We start from the raw sequence: 15,857 nt of genomic DNA, 5'->3' as shown, positions 1-15,857 counted from the left end.
TAGCGAAACTGAATATTTCAGAATTACAGTAGTTCTATTATAGTATGTATTGTAGAATTTATAAAATATTATAACTGTATAATTTTAATATCCATGTTTATCAATGTTTTAATGTCATTTGACACAATCTATTTTCATTATATATGTAAATACAGTTGTTTAGCTACTGTAAATGAAGAAATAAAATAAGCCAAGACATAAAATTCTTGGCTACACGTAAATCGTGTTCTTAGGTTATTTTACAGTGACAGTAGCCTGCTGGGGAATACGCTCAAATAACCAGTGTATATCATTGTTATACATACGAATACAACCTAGTGTTGTCCATTTGCCGATTGCCTGATTATTGTTCGTACCATGAATCGCATAAGTTGTTCCATAAGTTCCAGCCATATTTAATCCTAGCCAACGGTCACCAAGTGGATTACGTGGGTCGCCGCCTTTAATGTTTCCTGTATAGTAAGGACGGTTTTAATTTTATTAACGATTTGAAAAGTACCTTTAGGTGTAGGTGTACCTGCTTTTCCAGTAGCGACAGTAAAACTCTTTATAAATTGTCCGTTTTGATAATAATCCATTTTATTTAACTGCGTGTTTACAATCAGTTGATCATTCGTTGTAGCTGCCTCAGCATTTGTGAATGGAATAGTTAAAAATCCTAATGATAATAGTGCGCTTAATAATAGTTTTTTCATTATATTCTCCTTTTTACTATTGTAATAGTCTTACATACAATGAATTTGTAATCCTCGTAATACTTTATTTACATTTTCATCTAATGTTTCAAAGAAGGTAGTAATCTTTGGATTTTGTTTGTTGTTTTTATCAATAAGTAATCTTTCATTTAGTAAAAGTTCACCATGTAGTCCAAAACTTTGAACTTGAATATTTAATTCATCTTCAGTTTCAGAAATGATCGGTAAGAAGTAGTGAAAAGCTTTCGTTGGAATGATATAGCTTTTGCCAATCATGCTTTCTTGATTTGAATTAATCCATTTTTTCGTGACAATTTTAATGTTCTTTTTTGAAACGATAAAAGATAGTGTAGTAGATTTTGTTAAACTTACGTCAAATTCACTTGTTTCACATATGTGTAAATTAAAAACGGTTTCATTTTGATGAGATTCAACATTTGTATTAATAAAATCGTGCATTTTATAAGCTTCCATTTCTGATTCACCCTTTTTTCAATTTCGAAAAGCTATTCATATTTATTCAAATTAATGCTTAGTCATTTATTGGTTAAATTTTTCAACAAATTCCGATATAATCTTACAATACGTATATGAAGCTAATATGAAGTTTGTATGAGTTTGTAGTGGTTTTTTATTAAGAACAAAATAGGGTGATTTTTAGGTGTTAAAAACTGGATAAAAAATGTATATTAATTCCTTTGCTTCGTACGATATATAGTTGTTAGCTCATTTTAAAATGTTAATAGATAGCAGCAAATAATGAACGGAAAACTTTAGTGTGAGTCTTACAAAAATGTAATAAAAATGTAAGCTATTGTGATAGTTATTTCGACAATTTTTTTATACAATAATAGTAAGAAGTTGTACGTGATTGAAAGGAGAGATGACATGGAATGGGTTCATGAATTATTTCAGCAGTACGGGTACTATGTTGTACTCGTTGGTTTGCTGTTAGAATATATTGCACTTCCGTTTCCGGGAGAGCCAACATTAGCATATGCGGGATTTTTAGCACAGAAGGGCGATTTAAGTTTACCGATTTTAATTATCCTATCTTTTATTGGGACAAGTGTAGGAATGACAATTCAATACTTTTTAGGAAATAAACTAGGTATGCCCTTTATTCAAAAGTATGGGAAATACGTATTTTTAACACAAAAAAAAATCGACTTAACAAGAATGTGGTTTGATAAGTATGGATACTTCCTTATTTTTATCGGTTTCTTTATTCCTGGTGTGCGTCATTTTACAGGATACTTTGCAGGAATTATTAACTTACCATTCCGTCGCTTTGCCATTACAATTTACTCAGGTGCTCTATTTTGGGTATCGTTCTTCTTAATCGGTGGTTACTGGTTAGGTGGCAACTTACATGATATTTTTGGAGCGTTAGAAGGTCACATCGGTAAAATCATTTTTGGAGTGATTGTGATTGTAGCAATTACGTTAGGAGTTCGTTTCCGTAAACAGTTAAAACGAGTATTTTTACAAAACGCAAGTTAATATGAAATCCATTCTATGTCAAAATTTAGGAAGGCAGTGCAGACGCACTGCCTTTTTTATTTTATGTTCCAATTTATTTTCAACGTTCCTTTTAACTGGTTTCCACTAACTATAATGTAATACGTTCCGGTCTTAATTGCAGCGAAATGGTATGTATTAGGACCGTTTGAAGCTAAATAATTTTCTTCCTCTTGAAATTCACTAGCCATTTTGATATCCCCCATGTAGCCATTTGGATTTTCAGCTCGTGATTCAATCGTGAATTCTAATATGTCCCCTCGTTTTAGTTCAATGGGGACTTTATGTTTACCACTAAAATGTTGAAAAGATGCTTCGAAAGAGTTATCTGTTTTTGTTTCGACCCATTGTTCTTTTGATGTTCCAAACTTCTCTATATCTATTAAGTTGATTGTGATAAATATAATAAGCATAATGCCTGGCAAGACATATTGTATCCACTTAAATTTTGTTGCTATAACTGTATATAAATAGAAAAAAAGAGAACATATTGCTCCAATTGATCCAAGGAACAAGAACTGTCTTAGATCCGCTTCTTTAAATATTAGGAAGGGAAGAAAAAATAAATAGCCGCAAAAAATATAAAGGAATAATGTCTTCAGTCTTGTATGTGTTTTTAATTTTAATTTATCGATGCAAATAGAACAAAAAATTGCATATGCAGCAAGAATAGGAACGAAGGGAACATATAGTAGTTCTCGTAATCCAGTTAAGAAACTATATAGTGTTGGTTGACTAGTTGTTAAGAGAAGCGTGCTAATAAGTAATAATAACAAGAAAGCTGCTGTAAGCTTAGTAAGAATGTAAGAAAAGGTAGATGTTTTTTTCATATGGAACCTCCTTTGTTTAATATTTCACATTCATTATATAAGTTATTTTCATCATAATACATCTTTATTTTTGTCAATTATTATAGTCGTAATGACAATTATAATTGATAAAAATAAGGATATTATTTACAATTCTATTTAAATAAATGAAAAAGAGGGAAGACATGAAGCTTCAAAATCGAGTGAGGGAATTGCGAGCAAAGCATCGTTTATCACAAGGGGATTTAGGGAAAGCAATAGGATCATCACGGCAAACGATTAGTTTAATTGAGCGCGGGGATTATGCGCCATCTATCGTATTGTCGTTAAAAATCGCACACATTTTCAATGTAACAGTGGAGGAAATATTTACGTTAGTGGAGGGGGAAGAGGATGATGAAGAGTAAACGAAAAAAACAATTTGATTTTGTGGGGAAAATAGCATTAAGTATGATTGGTGGCTTTTTAACATCTTATATAGCTTTAAATTTACTCTCGGATGAACCGAGAAAATTATCATCTAATACATTTATAGGTGTATGTACTATTTTTGGAATCTTAATGATGTACTACACTTGGAAGAATACACGTATGTTAGCGGAGGCGCGCGATGAAGAAGAGAGCGTACAAGGCAGAAAATTAGGCATTATAAGTATATATTTACGTGTAGGTGATATAGTTACGCAGGCATGGTTTGTATATGCAGTTATTACATGTAGACGTGCACTGTTGCAGGATATAAATGTTTCATTTGCAGTGTGGAATTTAGTAGCTTCTATCGTTTGTTTAACTATTGTAGTGATTAGTGGGCTCATAACAAAAAATCGTTATAATAAGCTATATCCTGAACAAGGTGTAACATATATGGAATCTATGAAAATGTGGACTAAAAACGCAGATGAAGGCTTGAAACATATTGTGCATGAAGCTGGATATAAAGCGTATGAATTTACGAATACAATATTGGCATATGTGTGGTGGGCTGCCGTTATATATACAGCAATTAGTGATATCAACTTTGTATTAATTGGCTTAATCTCATTTATTTGGATATTGCATCTCGGAAAGTTCATGTACGAAATGCAGAGAAAAATGATTTATTAAGGGGAGAAAAAGGTGGATATTTTAAGAAGGCCAGCTGGTTCTATGACGGCGGCGTTAGTTTTGTCCATTTTATACGTAGTAATCCGAACTAAGAAATTAGAAGTAATGTTGGATATATGGGCATTATTTGGAATTTTTTTATTAGTGCTAGCTATTCATGAGCTAGGACATGTAGTGTTTGGTTTAATAGGTGGTTTAAATTTTAAATTTATGACAGTAGGACCAATTACTTTTCAAAAAGAGAAGGGGAAAGTACGCATTCGAGAAAATAAATTATGGGCGTACTTCGGAGGCGTGGCGATGTTAGTGCCTCCTTCCATAGAGACACCGAACCTTTCGAAAAAGTGGGCATGGATGACTTTAGGTGGACCGATTACAAGTTTACTATTCGGTATGACTTTTGGTTACATATACATGGTGAGTTATTATCAATATCTTTTATATTTTTCTGTGTTACACTTTGTGATTTTTGCAGCTACAGTCGTACCGATAAAAGGAACATTTTTGAGTGATGGTATGCAATTTCTCATTTTAATTAAAGATGATGAAAAAGCGAAGCAGCATTTATATAATATTCAAGTATCGAGTGAGTTATTTAGTTATAAAAGGCCGAGAGATTGGGATAAGAGATTAATAGAACTTAGCGAGGAAAAATTAAAAGAGGATAAAAGTATAAGAGATATAATGAGCGGACTTATGCTCGTTTTTTATGCTCGAGCTGATCAAAAGGGGATGGAAAGAGCAATATCGTATATAGAATCAATTGTTCAACTACCTGTAACAAAGGAAAATAAATTTTTTGTTGGCAGTTTTCATAGTTGGTATCTTTTGTATAAAGCTCTTTATGAGATGGATAGTCTTTCTCTGCAAGAAGCGAAGGAGTATGGGAAGGCCATTACAAAAATAGACTTACATGGATATTATCGCACACAAGGAATTGTGAAATATGTAGAGAATGATCTAGAAGCTTCACGTATGTATATGAAGAAAGCTGATAAAGAATTAAAGAATGCTGAAAAGAATGAATTGGGATATTTACAATTAGAGAGAGAATGGTTTGAGCAGTTGAAAGAGAGGGTATCTTACGATGGATAAGGTATCCTCTTTTTTCTATGTCGTCTTATGCCGTTCCATAAAAAGTCTGGGGCGAGTAAAATAAGATAAGAAGAGCAAAGCTTGGAGGAATTCTAGATGGAAATTTTAACGATTATTTTAATAGTTTTGCTCATTTATGCTGTTTTTAAAGTAGCATATGTAGCATTAAAGATACTCGCGATCTTATTAGTTATCTTTTTAATCGTAGAGTTCGGCAGTAAATTGCTTGGGGGATAGGGTATGTTGTGCTTTTAGGGTTTCGGTAAATCGATAACCTGTATTGGAACGTTGATATAAGTGGAGAAATGATCGATATATTATAGTGAATATTAAGTGGGGTATGTAGAAAAGAAGTTGCCGTGAGGGTAGCTTCTTTTTATTTTGATGATGGGTATGAGCAGGAAAGAATAACAAACAAAAAAAGTTGGAAGAATATCTTCCAGCTTACGAGTTACTTTCAATTTGGCGACCGTTTTCTTCTTCATTGTCTTGTAAAAGGTTGAATACGTCTGCTAGGCAGAATGCAATGAACCAAGTCCATAGACCGTGGAAGAAAGCTGAGCTTAATTGAAGTGGTAATGTATAGTTAGTCATTGAGTAGGAAATACATCCGCCAACGATTCCGATCATTGTTAATAACATTGTTTTTTGTGCATTTTCTTCTGGATTGAAGAGGAAGTAAATGTATCCACCTAAAATTGAAGCGCTTACAAGGGTTTCGATTCCATTAAAAATGATATTCTCTCCAAGCTGAGTGTTTGTCCAGAAGCAGATTGTTCCGCCGATAATAGCAAACAGGACAGCTATTGTATATCTGATATATTGATTCATATGTTCATCTCCCTATGTAATAAGATGATTTGGAAGTCAAAAAGGTAGGTATAGTATATTGAAGTGAATTTTAGTTGTACGTATCTTTTTTTATAAAAAGATCATGGAAGAATAACTAAGATGATCGGTTTTTTAAACCGTTACGTGTATGGTGTTTGAAATATACCCGACTGCTCGTTTCTTTTTGCTTGTAAAATAAGAGAAACTTCCAAGTCTATATACTCTTTTTTTGTGAGTCTGCTTTCATTATAACACATTTAGGGCCACAATAATAGAATTATCTGATTTTGTAATAAGTGTAAAAAATAAAAATCGCAATGAAATGCCATTAACAATGCCGCTTAGTGGAAGAAGGATTTTAATTTATTATGATCAAATATGTAATCAAGGTGGGATATAAAAAGGGGACTTAAATACTATAAAAATGTTTTGTAGTATGAATGAAAGGGAGGAGAGCTAACTTGGAGATCACAACAGAAAGATTAATAATTAGACCTTTTAAGAGTACTGATTTACAGGATGTATTTACTATTTATAATAATGATGATACATGTAAGTTCCTATTACATAATAAGTGGACTCATGAAGACATGCAGAAAAGATTTAATAAGAAGCTAGCAAACAATGTACTTACTAGAGATTCAATATTAAGTTTGGCAGTTATATACAAGGCTAAAGTAGTTGGTGATTTATCCGTATGGTACACAAATATGAAAGATACTGTTGAGATTGGTTATAGTTTTTCAAATGAAGTAGCTGGGAGAGGTTTGGCAACAGAAGCAGTAAATAGCTTGGTATTTAAATTATTTAATGAATGTAATGTACATCGTATACAAGCTAATCTTGATGCACGTAATACAGCTTCAAAAAAATTGTGTGAACGCATAGGCATGAGAAAGGAAGCACATTTCATACAAGATTTTTGGAATAAAAATGAATGGACAGATAGTTTTGTATATGGAATGCTATCCTCCGATTTGTAGTAATAAACTTCGTGGTTTTATTATGCTAAAGGGTGCGTTAGTTGAATAACAAAGGGCATAACATATTATATGTTATGCCCTTTCATGTATTAACCTTTTTATATGCGTTTGAAACGGCCGACAATTTCAACTGTTTCAGTAATGTTCATGAATGCTTTGTTATCCACTTGACGGATAATACGTTTCATTTCGCCTAACTCATAGCGAGTCACGACAGTGTAAATCATTTTTTTCTTATGGTTTGTATAGCCGCCGACAGCATCTACCATTGTCACCCCGCGTATGCCGTGATGCAATAGTGCGCTTTTTATTTCCTCGCCTTTTTCTGTAACTGTCATTATCGTTAATTTAATATGTTTCGTATGCACAGCATCGATAACTTTGCTGACTACAAACCGGCTAATTAACGTATAAAGCGTAATATCCCATCCGAAAATAAATCCAGCTGCAACAAGTAAGATTAAGTTGAATCCAAAGATGATTGCTCCAATCGAAATATCTCGATGTTTCGCTACAATCAATCCAACGACATCAAAACCACCTGTTGAAGAAGCAAATCGGAATATGATTCCAGAAGCTGCTCCGCAGATTACACCGCCGAATACAGAAGATAGTAGAATATCATCTGAAACTTGGTGTACAGGGATAATGTTCATCGCTAATGATGATACAGCTACAAAGTACGCTGTTAAAAAGGTTGTCTTCTTGCCTAAGTAAAAGTGACTTAAAATAAGAAGAGGAATGTTTAGTAAAAAGATAAGTGCACCGATATTGTAGTGCATTAAATAACTGATAATCATCCCTACACCAGCGAAGCCACCGCTAATCATGTTATGTGGGATAAAGAACATATTCATAGAAATTGCATACAAAATAGAGGCTATGAAAATAACAACCAACTGTATGATGAATTCTAAGTGAAATGTTTTAGCTGCTGGGAAGGATAAAAAGGCGGTGTCGGGAACGTAATCGGCGTCTCCTAGTTGACCCATAGTATGTTTCATCTCCATATTCATTTTTGATTACAAGAAGAGAATAAAGGTTTTTTCAAAAACTGGCAATAGTTTTATTATAATGCAAAAATTTTATAAATTTCTAATAAATCAAGCCTATTCATTGATGTGTGTGAATATACTAAAGAAAGCGAATACAACGTTTCTTAATTATTGTTTTCTTGAGAAAATATGCAAAATACTTTTTTTGACGATAAAAGGAAATAGAGAATATTTGGCGAATGTGCTAAAATGACTTTATTAAGGATGTGAAGCGATGGAATTTTTATTGCAGGATGCAATTCTATATATATCGTTTGTAACGACAGCACTTTGTTTATTAGAAGTTTTCTTCCTTGCTAATGTTTCTCGCTTTGTGCGTCAGCAAGCATCAAATGGTAGACAAAGAGCTTTTGCATTAGCTGATACATGTGAAGAGAGTGCGGGAAATGTACCGCTATTTTCAATTTTTTATAAGTATGGAATGATTCGTTCTGTACGCAGACAAGAATCAAGTGAAGAGAATGACGAGGTCGGTCCGTATACACCAATGTTTCGCTAAATAATTACGAAACATTGGAGGAATAAACATGTTAAAATCATACCGAGCTGTGCTCGTTAGTTTATCATTATTACTTGTTTTTGTTTTATCTGGTTGCAGTAATGCGGCCCCAATTGATGCACATAGTACGGGAATTTGGGATCATTATTTCGTATATCCAATCTCGTTTATGATTCAATTTGTTGCTCATCATATACCGGGAGCTAGCTTCGGGATTGCTATCATTATTATGACGCTCGTTATTCGTTCAGCAATGATTCCATTAGCTGTTTCACAATATCGTAGCCAAGCAAAAATGAAAAAAATGCAACCTGAATTGCAGAAGCTAAAGAAAAAATACGGTGATGTAAGTAAAGATCTTGAAAAACAAAAGCAGTATCAAAAAGAAATGTCAGAACTAATGAAATCAGGCGGTTGGAATCCACTTGCTGGTTGCTGGCCAATCTTTATACAAATGCCGATTTTTTCTGCTTTGTATTATGCGATTAGCCGAACAGAAGAGATTCGCACATCTTCATTTTTATGGGTGAACTTAGGACATGCAGATCCTTATCATATATTACCGATTATCGCAGCGTTAACGACATTCATTCAGATGAAAGTTTTCCAATCTAACGTTACACCTGGAGAACAAGTACAGATGATGAAGGTGCAGCAAATTATGATGCCGGCAATGATTCTATTTATGGGATTTGCGGCGCCATCAGGACTTGTGTTGTACTGGATAACAGGTAACTTATTTACAATGACACAAACAATTGTATTAAGAAGAATAATGGAACGTGAAGAATTACAATTACAAAAAGCTTAGAACAACGCCGCTCGGGATGAGCGGTGTTTTTTTTGTTAAGTCGTTAAGGAAATGTTAAGAAACCGACATTACTATAGGCATTGTATACGAAAGTGTACATGCTTTAGAAATATGAAGGAGGAAATTTCCTATGAAGAAGAAAACAGTTGGGTATTTAGCAATTGCAGGTGCTTTATCATTCGGAATCATTGGAGGAGCTGGCATACCAGCATTTGCGGCAACGAATACTCCAGCAGCTGAGCAATCTACAAAAACGGCGAAAAAAGATTTAGATGACGCTACAAAACAAAAAGTAAAAACGATTATGGACGATACAAAGAAACAGTTGAAAGAGCTAGGTGTAAACCTTCCAGAGAAAGAAAAGCGTAAAGACATGTTTGCTAACTTAGATGAAGTAACAAAAGAAAAAGCGAAATCGATTTTAGAGCAAGAGAAATCCGGAAAATTAACACGTGAACAAGCAAAAGAAGAGTTAACAAAACTAGGCGTGAAAATGCCGGAGAAGGGTAAGCATAAAGACATGTTTGCTAACTTAGATGAACAGGCGAAAGAAAAAGCGAAATCGATTTTAGAGCAAGAGAAATCTGGGAAATTAACACGTGAACAAGCAAAAGAAGAGTTAACAAAACTAGGCGTTAAGTTCCCGGAAAAGGGTAAGCATAAAGACATGTTTGCTAACTTAGATGAACAGGCGAAAGAAAAAGCGAAGTCAATTTTAGAGCAAGAGAAATCCGGGAAATTAACACATGAGCAAGCAAAAGAAGAATTAACAAAACTAGGTGTGAAACTTCCAGAGAGAGAGAAACATGAAGACATCTTTGCAGGATTAGATGAGGAAACAAAAACAAAAGCAAAAGCGATTTTAGACAATGAAAAGAAACAATTAGAGGCGTTGAATGTGGATCTACCGCACCATAAGTTTTTTATGAAAAAAGATGAGAAATAATTGAGCGAAGTCGTATCTTTCGTGTGGGCAACCGAAAGGTACGTGAGAGGACCGATTTCTGTAAGCAGAAATCGGTCCCTTTTAATGATTTAATAAAATTTTTTTCATTGTTAGTATGTATCCAAAGACGCAGTAGAAGATTGCAAAACCGATAAATACTTCCGTAAATTGATATGTACCTAATACGTAGAAGGAAGCAGCTGGTATAAGAGCTACTGCTAAAATGCTATAACCAGGATATTTGTGCCTGTACATGATAGCGAATAGAGCCGAAAGAAATGTAGCGATAATACAAAAAACAGCAATCATTATTCGTGCACCTCCTATATGGAGTATACCATTTTTAGGGAATTAGAGAAGTGTTGTAACTTCTGTTATAATATAAGAACAGAAATATTTCGTATGTTATATAAAAAAATATATTGATTTTTTCTAACAATTCAATATAATGAACAATAACTACAAAATTCGACATCAAGAAGTGATGATGAGGACATGATCAATTTTTTACGATTCTCAGAGAGGGAAGCCTTTGGCTGTGAGCTTCCTAATACGAAAAAATGGATTACCACCTCTGAACTGCAGCAGTGAACGAACATCTAGTAATTGCTTGCCGGCAAAAACCGTTATTTAGACTTGAGAAATTGGTGAAGTGTGTCACTTTGCTAATTGAAACAAGGGTGGAACCACGAATACAACACTCGTCCCTTTTTTAGGGAGGAGTGTTTTTTTATTTCATTTTTGCATCACACTAGGATTGGAAGGAGGATACGCAGCATGCATCATGATGAGAAGAACAAAATTGGCTTAACAGTAGCACTTTCTATTGTGGTAGGAACGATTATTGGATCTGGTGTGTTTATGAAACCAGGGAGCGTATTAGATTACTCGGGGAGTTCTAATATGGCGATTCTTGCTTGGGTAATTGGTGGTCTGTTGACGCTAGCAAGTGGTTTAACAGTAGCTGAAATTGGAGCGCAAATCCCGAAAAATGGTGGGTTGTATACGTATTTAGAGGAGATTTACGGAAGTTTTTGGGGATATTTATCAGGCTGGATGCAAACGATTGTTTATGGACCAGCTATTATTGGAACATTAGGGTTGTACTTTAGTTCTTTAATGATTAATTTTTTCTATTTAGATAAAGTATGGAATTTACCAATTGCAATTGGAACAGTTGTGTTCCTTGGCGTTGTAAATAGTATGGGAACAAAATATGGAGGTATCGTCCAAACGGTTACGACAATTGGGAAGATGATTCCGATCGTTTTAATTGTTGTGTTAGGTTTTTGGAAAGGGAATAGCGATATCTTTAACGTAGTTGTGCCGATATCAGAAAATCAAAGTATCGGTATGGCAATTTTAGCAACGTTATTTGCTTATGACGGCTGGATTCTACTTGCTTCAATTGGCGGAGAAATGAAAAACCCAACAAAGTTATTACCGAAAGCAATGACAGTTGGGATTTTAATTGTAACAGCTGCTTACGTATTAATTAACTTGGCATTATTAAATGTATTACCAGCAGCGAAAATTGTAGACCTTGGAGAAAATGCAACAGCGACAGCTGCGGGCATGCTACTTGGAGAATATGGCGGGAAAATTATTAGTATCGGTATTATCGTTTCTATTTTCGGTTGTTTAAATGGAAAGATTTTAACGTTCCCGCGTATCCCGATGTCGATGGCAGAACGTGGACAACTTCCGTTTGCTAAGTTTATTGCAAAGGAAAGCCCAAGATTTAAAACACCAGCAAATGCGATTACTGTTGAAATCATTTTAGGAATTATTTTAATGATTATTAGTGATCCGAATAAGCTATCTGAGATTTCCGTATTCATTATTTATATTTTCTATGTAATGACGTTTATTGGTGTCTTCATTTTAAGAAAGCGTAATAAGAATAAAGAGCGTGCATACAGTGTACCGTTATTCCCAATCGTACCAATCGTCGCGATTTTAGGTTCGTTCTTTGTAATTGGTAGTGCAATTATCAATGATCCAGTAAGTTGTTTCTTATCAATTGGAATTGTCTTTACTGGACTACCGGTGTATTGGTATTTAAATAAGAAGAATAAAACTAGTGTTTAATAATTAGAAGGCAGGCGTATCATACGCCTGTTTTTTATTGTAAAAAAATTGTACTTGTATTCAATTTCTATTTTAGTTACTATAGTCGTAGTAACCAAAATAGAAAGCGTGGGGAAAGACTTGAATTTTCGTGTGTATATTTTAGCTATCGCGGCTTTTGTAGTCGGAACGGTTGAGCTAATTATAGGAGGAACGCTCGATTTAGTTGCCAATGATTTAGGAGTATCTATTAGTGCAGCTGGTCAGCTTATAACAATATTTTCAGTAGTATTTGCTTTATCAGGTCCGGTTTTATTAGCATTAACAGGGAAGTTTGAAAGAAAGAAATTGTATATTGGGGCATTGTCAATTTTCTTAATCGGAAATATTATTTCAGCATTTAGTGTGAATTACGGGATGTTAATGTTCTCAAGGGTTGTTTGTGCGGCGAGTGGTTCACTTATTATTGCACTGTCAGTAACACTTGCTTCTAGCGTTGTAGAACCGCATTTTCGTGCGCGTGCAATTGGGATCATTTTTATGGGGATTAGTGGCTCACTTGTACTTGGAGTACCGCTCGGCCTTGTACTCGGAAATGCATATGGATGGCGTGCACCGTTTGTATTAATTTCGGTATTAACAGTTATAGCAATCGCTTGTATTTCATTATTCTTAACGAAAGTACCACCGACATCAGTGTTATCAATAAGAGAACAAATTGCTACGTTAAAAGATAAAAAAATCGTCAGTGCACAGTTAACATCATTTTTATTTTTAACAGGTCATTTAACGCTATATGCATATTTAACACCATTTTTAAAAGATGTGATGCACGTAGAAGCGAATTGGATTAGTGTATTTTACTTCATTTTTGGAATTGCAGCGGTACTTGGAGGCGGCCTTGGGGGCTTGCTTGCTGATAAATGGGGGTCGAAGAAAAGTATTATTTCCATCATTATCGTATTTGCATGTGCGATCTTTATGTTGCCAATGATGACATTCTCATTCCCACTCTTCATTATTATGATGGGACTTTGGAGTATGCTGAGCTGGGCTATTTCGCCAGCACAACAAAATTATTTAATTGAAATTGCACCAGAATCAGCTGGTATTCAGCAAAGTTTAAATAACTCTGCGCTTCACTTAGGAATTGCGCTCGGTTCAACAGTGGGCGGAGTTGTTATTGAAAAATCATCTGTTATATATAACGCTTGGGTAGGAGGCGGCTTTATTATACTAGCGCTGCTTTGTGCAATCTTCTCAATTACGAGAGGACGTTCTACTCAGTTTGAAAAAGAAGAATCTATCGTTTGATAGATTCTTCTTTTATTTGTAAAATTTTTCATGTTTTAGTAGATGTATGGAGAAAGTCGTATATAGCGAGGTGATGTATATGTATACGGATTTTTCGATTTTTGGCTTTCTAATTTCAATGCTTCCGGTGTTCCTTATTATTCTTGCACTTAGATGGGTTCGTTTCATCTATCAAAATTCTGAGAAACAAGTGGAGCAAAATGAGAAAATTATTGAGCTGTTGACGGAGATAAAAGAAAAAGATAAGTAACATGTATTTGTTTGAAATTTGTTTCTGGTAAGTAAAAAAGGCACTTATAAAGTGCCTTTTTATTATTTTTAAAAATTTTAAATATGTAACATTCATTTGTCAATAGCAGGAGGAGAACAAACAATTGTAATGTTGCTTATTACTTTGAAACTTTCTCAACAATTCGACAAGATAATACAAAAAAACCACCTATTCTCTTTTTTTCACTATAAGTACAATGAAACAGTAAGATTGCTTCATGTAGAAATTTATATATGGTGGTGGGGAGAATGAAACGAAAGATGGCAGGGAAATGGTTTAGTTTTTTAAGTGCTCTTATTATTTTATTAGGAATTGCAATGCCGCAAGTAAAGGCAGAAGTAATGAACAGAGAAACATATAAAATGGATTGGAGTTATAGTAATTCGAAACATCGTGAAATAAAAACAGAAATAATTAAAACGGCTTCGGGTAGTATTGCGTATTGTTTAACGCCTGATTTGCGTTCTCCAAATGGAGATGATTTGCCTGAAATGGGGAAAACATCTGATGCCGTATATCGTGTTTTACTAAATGGATATCCTCAAAAAGGTCCATCTGAATTAGGTGTAGCGACAGTAGAGGAAGCGCATTATGCTACACAATTAGCGGTATGGATTGCAGCAAATGAATTAACGGTAGAAGATTTAGTTGCAAAAAATGAACGAGTACATAATCTTATGAAGCGTTTAGTAGAGGCTTCAAAAAAAGAAACTGGATCACAAGATGTATTTTTTAAAGTTAATCCTGTAGATCCACAAACTGCTACACAAAAAGGTGATTATTTAGAAACAGGATTTTATGCAGTGCAAACAAATGCGGTTTCTGGCTCTTATACGATTCTTCCTGAAAACGCTCCTAAAGGGCTTCGAATTGTAAATGAAAATGGAGAAGAGAAAAGTACATTATCAATTAATGAAAAATTCAAAATTTTAGTCCCGAAAGATACGGGTAGTGGTAATTTTAAAATGAAAGTGAAGTCTACTCTAACAAATTTACAAGCAATAGCTTTTAAAGGCTCGGAAAAAGTTCAAAATACAACAGTATTGTTACAAAGAAATAGTGAGAAAATCAGTACAGATTTAGTTGTAAATTGGGAATCAGTAGGCTCTTTAAAGATTATGAAATTAGGAGAAAAAAAGGAATTATTAAAAGGGGCTGTGTTTGAAGTTTCTAATGAAAACTTTAAACAAAATGTTACGACTAATGATAAAGGGATTGCGGAGCTAGGGAATCTTTCAATCGGTATATATAACGTCAAAGAAATTCAAGCGCCAGCTGGATATGTGTTAGACGAAAGTGTTAAAAAAATTGAAGTGAAAACTGGTGAAACTGCTCTTTTAGAGTGGAAAAATGAAAATATAAAAGGTGAATTAGAAATAACGAAAGTAGATATAGCGGATGGAAATACGAAGCTGCCAAACGCAGAATTTACAATCTACAACGAACAAGGGAAAGAAGTAGTAAAAGGGAAAACGGATGAAAAAGGTATAGCGAAATTCAAATTACCATACGGAAAGTACACGTATAAAGAAACAATAGCGCCGAATGGCTATGTAATAAATGAAGAGACATTCGCATTTGAAATTAAAGAGAATGGAGAAATTATTAAACATATCGTTCAAGATAAGAAAGTAGAAGGTGAATTAGAAATAACGAAAGTAGATATAGCGGATGGGAATACGAAACTGCCAAATGCAGAATTTACAATCTACAACGAACAAGGGAAAGAAGTAGTAAAAGGGAAAACGGATGAAAAAGGTGTAGCGAAATTTAAACTACCATACGGAAAGTACACGTATAAAGAAACAATAGCGCCGAATGGCTATGTAATAAATGAAGAGACATTCGCATTT

18 protein-coding genes, 1 pseudogene and 1 other annotated feature are annotated in these 15,857 nt (G+C 34.2%); of the genes and pseudogenes, 13 read left to right on the top strand and 6 right to left on the bottom strand.

Annotated features, from left to right (window positions below):
- Positions 1 to 234: 234 nt before the first annotated feature.
- Positions 235 to 695 (bottom strand): annotated as a pseudogene (locus tag PDL00_RS27300) (L,D-transpeptidase).
- A gap of 30 nt (positions 696 to 725) precedes the next feature.
- Positions 726 to 1,169, bottom strand: coding sequence for a DUF3978 family protein (locus PDL00_RS27295; protein WP_000388758.1), 444 nt, complete (start codon positions 1,167 to 1,169; stop codon positions 726 to 728).
- 414 nt (positions 1,170 to 1,583) lie between these two features.
- Here PDL00_RS27295 and PDL00_RS27290 point away from each other — a divergent pair, with 414 nt between their 5' ends.
- Positions 1,584 to 2,198, top strand: a complete 615-nt coding sequence (locus tag PDL00_RS27290) for a DedA family protein (RefSeq protein ID WP_071724514.1) — start codon at positions 1,584 to 1,586, stop codon at positions 2,196 to 2,198.
- Between the two features lie 56 nt (positions 2,199 to 2,254).
- Here PDL00_RS27290 and PDL00_RS27285 read toward each other — a convergent pair whose 3' ends face one another.
- Entirely contained in the window at positions 2,255 to 3,046 is a 792-nt protein-coding gene (locus tag PDL00_RS27285; protein ID WP_270732493.1) for a hypothetical protein, read from the bottom strand.
- A 164-nt stretch (positions 3,047 to 3,210) separates the two neighbouring features.
- Between PDL00_RS27285 and PDL00_RS27280 the strand changes: the two genes are divergently transcribed.
- The 4 genes from PDL00_RS27280 (at position 3,211) to PDL00_RS27265 (ending at position 5,461) form a co-directional block, all read left to right on the top strand.
- On the top strand, positions 3,211 to 3,432 hold the full coding sequence (locus PDL00_RS27280; protein ID WP_097817415.1) for a helix-turn-helix transcriptional regulator: 222 nt from the start codon (positions 3,211 to 3,213) through the stop codon (positions 3,430 to 3,432).
- On the top strand, positions 3,422 to 4,129 hold the full coding sequence (locus tag PDL00_RS27275) for a DUF3169 family protein (protein WP_242256483.1): 708 nt from the start codon (positions 3,422 to 3,424) through the stop codon (positions 4,127 to 4,129). Before PDL00_RS27280 ends, PDL00_RS27275 begins: the two co-directional genes overlap by 11 nt.
- A gap of 42 nt (positions 4,130 to 4,171) precedes the next feature.
- A complete protein-coding gene (locus tag PDL00_RS27270; RefSeq protein ID WP_270732557.1) occupies positions 4,172 to 5,224 on the top strand; it encodes a site-2 protease family protein in 1,053 nt (350 codons plus the stop codon).
- A gap of 96 nt (positions 5,225 to 5,320) precedes the next feature.
- On the top strand, positions 5,321 to 5,461 hold the full coding sequence (locus PDL00_RS27265; RefSeq protein WP_000404783.1) for a DUF3985 family protein: 141 nt from the start codon (positions 5,321 to 5,323) through the stop codon (positions 5,459 to 5,461).
- Positions 5,462 to 5,668: 207 nt separating this feature from the next.
- Here PDL00_RS27265 and PDL00_RS27260 read toward each other — a convergent pair whose 3' ends face one another.
- On the bottom strand, positions 5,669 to 6,055 hold the full coding sequence (locus PDL00_RS27260; protein WP_001077775.1) for a DUF3938 domain-containing protein: 387 nt from the start codon (positions 6,053 to 6,055) through the stop codon (positions 5,669 to 5,671).
- Positions 6,056 to 6,516: 461 nt separating this feature from the next.
- On the opposite strand from PDL00_RS27260, the gene PDL00_RS27255 reads away from it, so the two are divergent.
- Entirely contained in the window at positions 6,517 to 7,038 is a 522-nt protein-coding gene (locus PDL00_RS27255) for a GNAT family N-acetyltransferase (protein ID WP_242256481.1), read from the top strand.
- 98 nt (positions 7,039 to 7,136) lie between these two features.
- Here PDL00_RS27255 and PDL00_RS27250 read toward each other — a convergent pair whose 3' ends face one another.
- The gene (locus PDL00_RS27250) at positions 7,137 to 8,030 is read right to left on the bottom strand and encodes a YitT family protein (protein WP_270732489.1); all 894 of its coding nucleotides are present in this window, start codon (positions 8,028 to 8,030) and stop codon (positions 7,137 to 7,139) included.
- 277 nt (positions 8,031 to 8,307) lie between these two features.
- On the opposite strand from PDL00_RS27250, the gene PDL00_RS27245 reads away from it, so the two are divergent.
- From PDL00_RS27245 to PDL00_RS27235, 3 genes are all read left to right on the top strand, one after another.
- On the top strand, positions 8,308 to 8,592 hold the full coding sequence (locus tag PDL00_RS27245; RefSeq protein ID WP_270732486.1) for a hypothetical protein: 285 nt from the start codon (positions 8,308 to 8,310) through the stop codon (positions 8,590 to 8,592).
- A gap of 28 nt (positions 8,593 to 8,620) precedes the next feature.
- Complete coding sequence (gene yidC / locus PDL00_RS27240) at positions 8,621 to 9,403, top strand: membrane protein insertase YidC (RefSeq protein ID WP_270732483.1); 783 nt, start codon at positions 8,621 to 8,623, stop codon at positions 9,401 to 9,403.
- A gap of 130 nt (positions 9,404 to 9,533) precedes the next feature.
- Entirely contained in the window at positions 9,534 to 10,349 is an 816-nt protein-coding gene (locus PDL00_RS27235; protein ID WP_270732480.1) for a hypothetical protein, read from the top strand.
- 81 nt (positions 10,350 to 10,430) lie between these two features.
- Here the strand turns inward: PDL00_RS27235 and PDL00_RS27230 are convergent, their stop codons facing one another.
- On the bottom strand, positions 10,431 to 10,658 hold the full coding sequence (locus PDL00_RS27230) for a hypothetical protein (protein WP_270732479.1): 228 nt from the start codon (positions 10,656 to 10,658) through the stop codon (positions 10,431 to 10,433).
- A gap of 166 nt (positions 10,659 to 10,824) precedes the next feature.
- Positions 10,825 to 11,061, top strand: a binding site (T-box leader).
- A gap of 65 nt (positions 11,062 to 11,126) precedes the next feature.
- On the opposite strand from PDL00_RS27230, the gene PDL00_RS27225 reads away from it, so the two are divergent.
- The 4 genes from PDL00_RS27225 to PDL00_RS27210 all read left to right on the top strand — a co-directional run.
- Positions 11,127 to 12,440, top strand: a complete 1,314-nt coding sequence (locus tag PDL00_RS27225) for an APC family permease (RefSeq protein ID WP_242257412.1) — start codon at positions 11,127 to 11,129, stop codon at positions 12,438 to 12,440.
- A 108-nt stretch (positions 12,441 to 12,548) separates the two neighbouring features.
- The gene (locus PDL00_RS27220) at positions 12,549 to 13,733 is read left to right on the top strand and encodes an MFS transporter (protein WP_270732555.1); all 1,185 of its coding nucleotides are present in this window, start codon (positions 12,549 to 12,551) and stop codon (positions 13,731 to 13,733) included.
- Positions 13,734 to 13,812: 79 nt separating this feature from the next.
- Positions 13,813 to 13,983, top strand: coding sequence for a hypothetical protein (locus PDL00_RS27215; protein WP_242257410.1), 171 nt, complete (start codon positions 13,813 to 13,815; stop codon positions 13,981 to 13,983).
- A gap of 269 nt (positions 13,984 to 14,252) precedes the next feature.
- Positions 14,253 to 15,857, top strand: a 1,605-nt coding sequence (locus PDL00_RS27210; protein ID WP_270732476.1) for a SpaA isopeptide-forming pilin-related protein, incomplete at its 3' end; no start/stop codon positions are given.

The organism is Bacillus cereus group sp. TH152-1LC, from assembly GCF_027710505.1.
Taxonomy (GTDB): Bacteria; Bacillota; Bacilli; order Bacillales; family Bacillaceae_G; genus Bacillus_A; species Bacillus_A mobilis.
The sequence above is the reverse complement of the archived record's forward strand: the minus strand, read 5'-3'. Positions and strand labels throughout refer to the sequence as shown.

Bases quoted from the DNA above. Each gene is read 5' to 3' on its own strand.
- yidC (WP_270732483.1), top strand. From the start codon at position 8,621: ATGTTAAAATCATACCGAGCTGTGCTCGTTAGTTTATCATTATTACTT.
- PDL00_RS27290 (WP_071724514.1), top strand. From the start codon at position 1,584: ATGGAATGGGTTCATGAATTATTTCAGCAGTACGGGTACTATGTTGTA.
- PDL00_RS27270 (WP_270732557.1), top strand. From the start codon at position 4,172: ATGACGGCGGCGTTAGTTTTGTCCATTTTATACGTAGTAATCCGAACT.
- PDL00_RS27235 (WP_270732480.1), top strand. From the start codon at position 9,534: ATGAAGAAGAAAACAGTTGGGTATTTAGCAATTGCAGGTGCTTTATCA.
- PDL00_RS27265 (WP_000404783.1), top strand. From the start codon at position 5,321: ATGGAAATTTTAACGATTATTTTAATAGTTTTGCTCATTTATGCTGTT.
- PDL00_RS27260 (WP_001077775.1), bottom strand. From the start codon at position 6,055: ATGAATCAATATATCAGATATACAATAGCTGTCCTGTTTGCTATTATC.
- PDL00_RS27285 (WP_270732493.1), bottom strand. From the start codon at position 3,046: ATGAAAAAAACATCTACCTTTTCTTACATTCTTACTAAGCTTACAGCA.
- PDL00_RS27250 (WP_270732489.1), bottom strand. From the start codon at position 8,030: ATGGGTCAACTAGGAGACGCCGATTACGTTCCCGACACCGCCTTTTTA.
- PDL00_RS27280 (WP_097817415.1), top strand. From the start codon at position 3,211: ATGAAGCTTCAAAATCGAGTGAGGGAATTGCGAGCAAAGCATCGTTTA.
- PDL00_RS27215 (WP_242257410.1), top strand. From the start codon at position 13,813: ATGTATACGGATTTTTCGATTTTTGGCTTTCTAATTTCAATGCTTCCG.
- PDL00_RS27275 (WP_242256483.1), top strand. From the start codon at position 3,422: ATGAAGAGTAAACGAAAAAAACAATTTGATTTTGTGGGGAAAATAGCA.
- PDL00_RS27245 (WP_270732486.1), top strand. From the start codon at position 8,308: ATGGAATTTTTATTGCAGGATGCAATTCTATATATATCGTTTGTAACG.
- PDL00_RS27230 (WP_270732479.1), bottom strand. From the start codon at position 10,658: ATGATTGCTGTTTTTTGTATTATCGCTACATTTCTTTCGGCTCTATTC.
- PDL00_RS27295 (WP_000388758.1), bottom strand. From the start codon at position 1,169: ATGGAAGCTTATAAAATGCACGATTTTATTAATACAAATGTTGAATCT.
- PDL00_RS27225 (WP_242257412.1), top strand. From the start codon at position 11,127: ATGCATCATGATGAGAAGAACAAAATTGGCTTAACAGTAGCACTTTCT.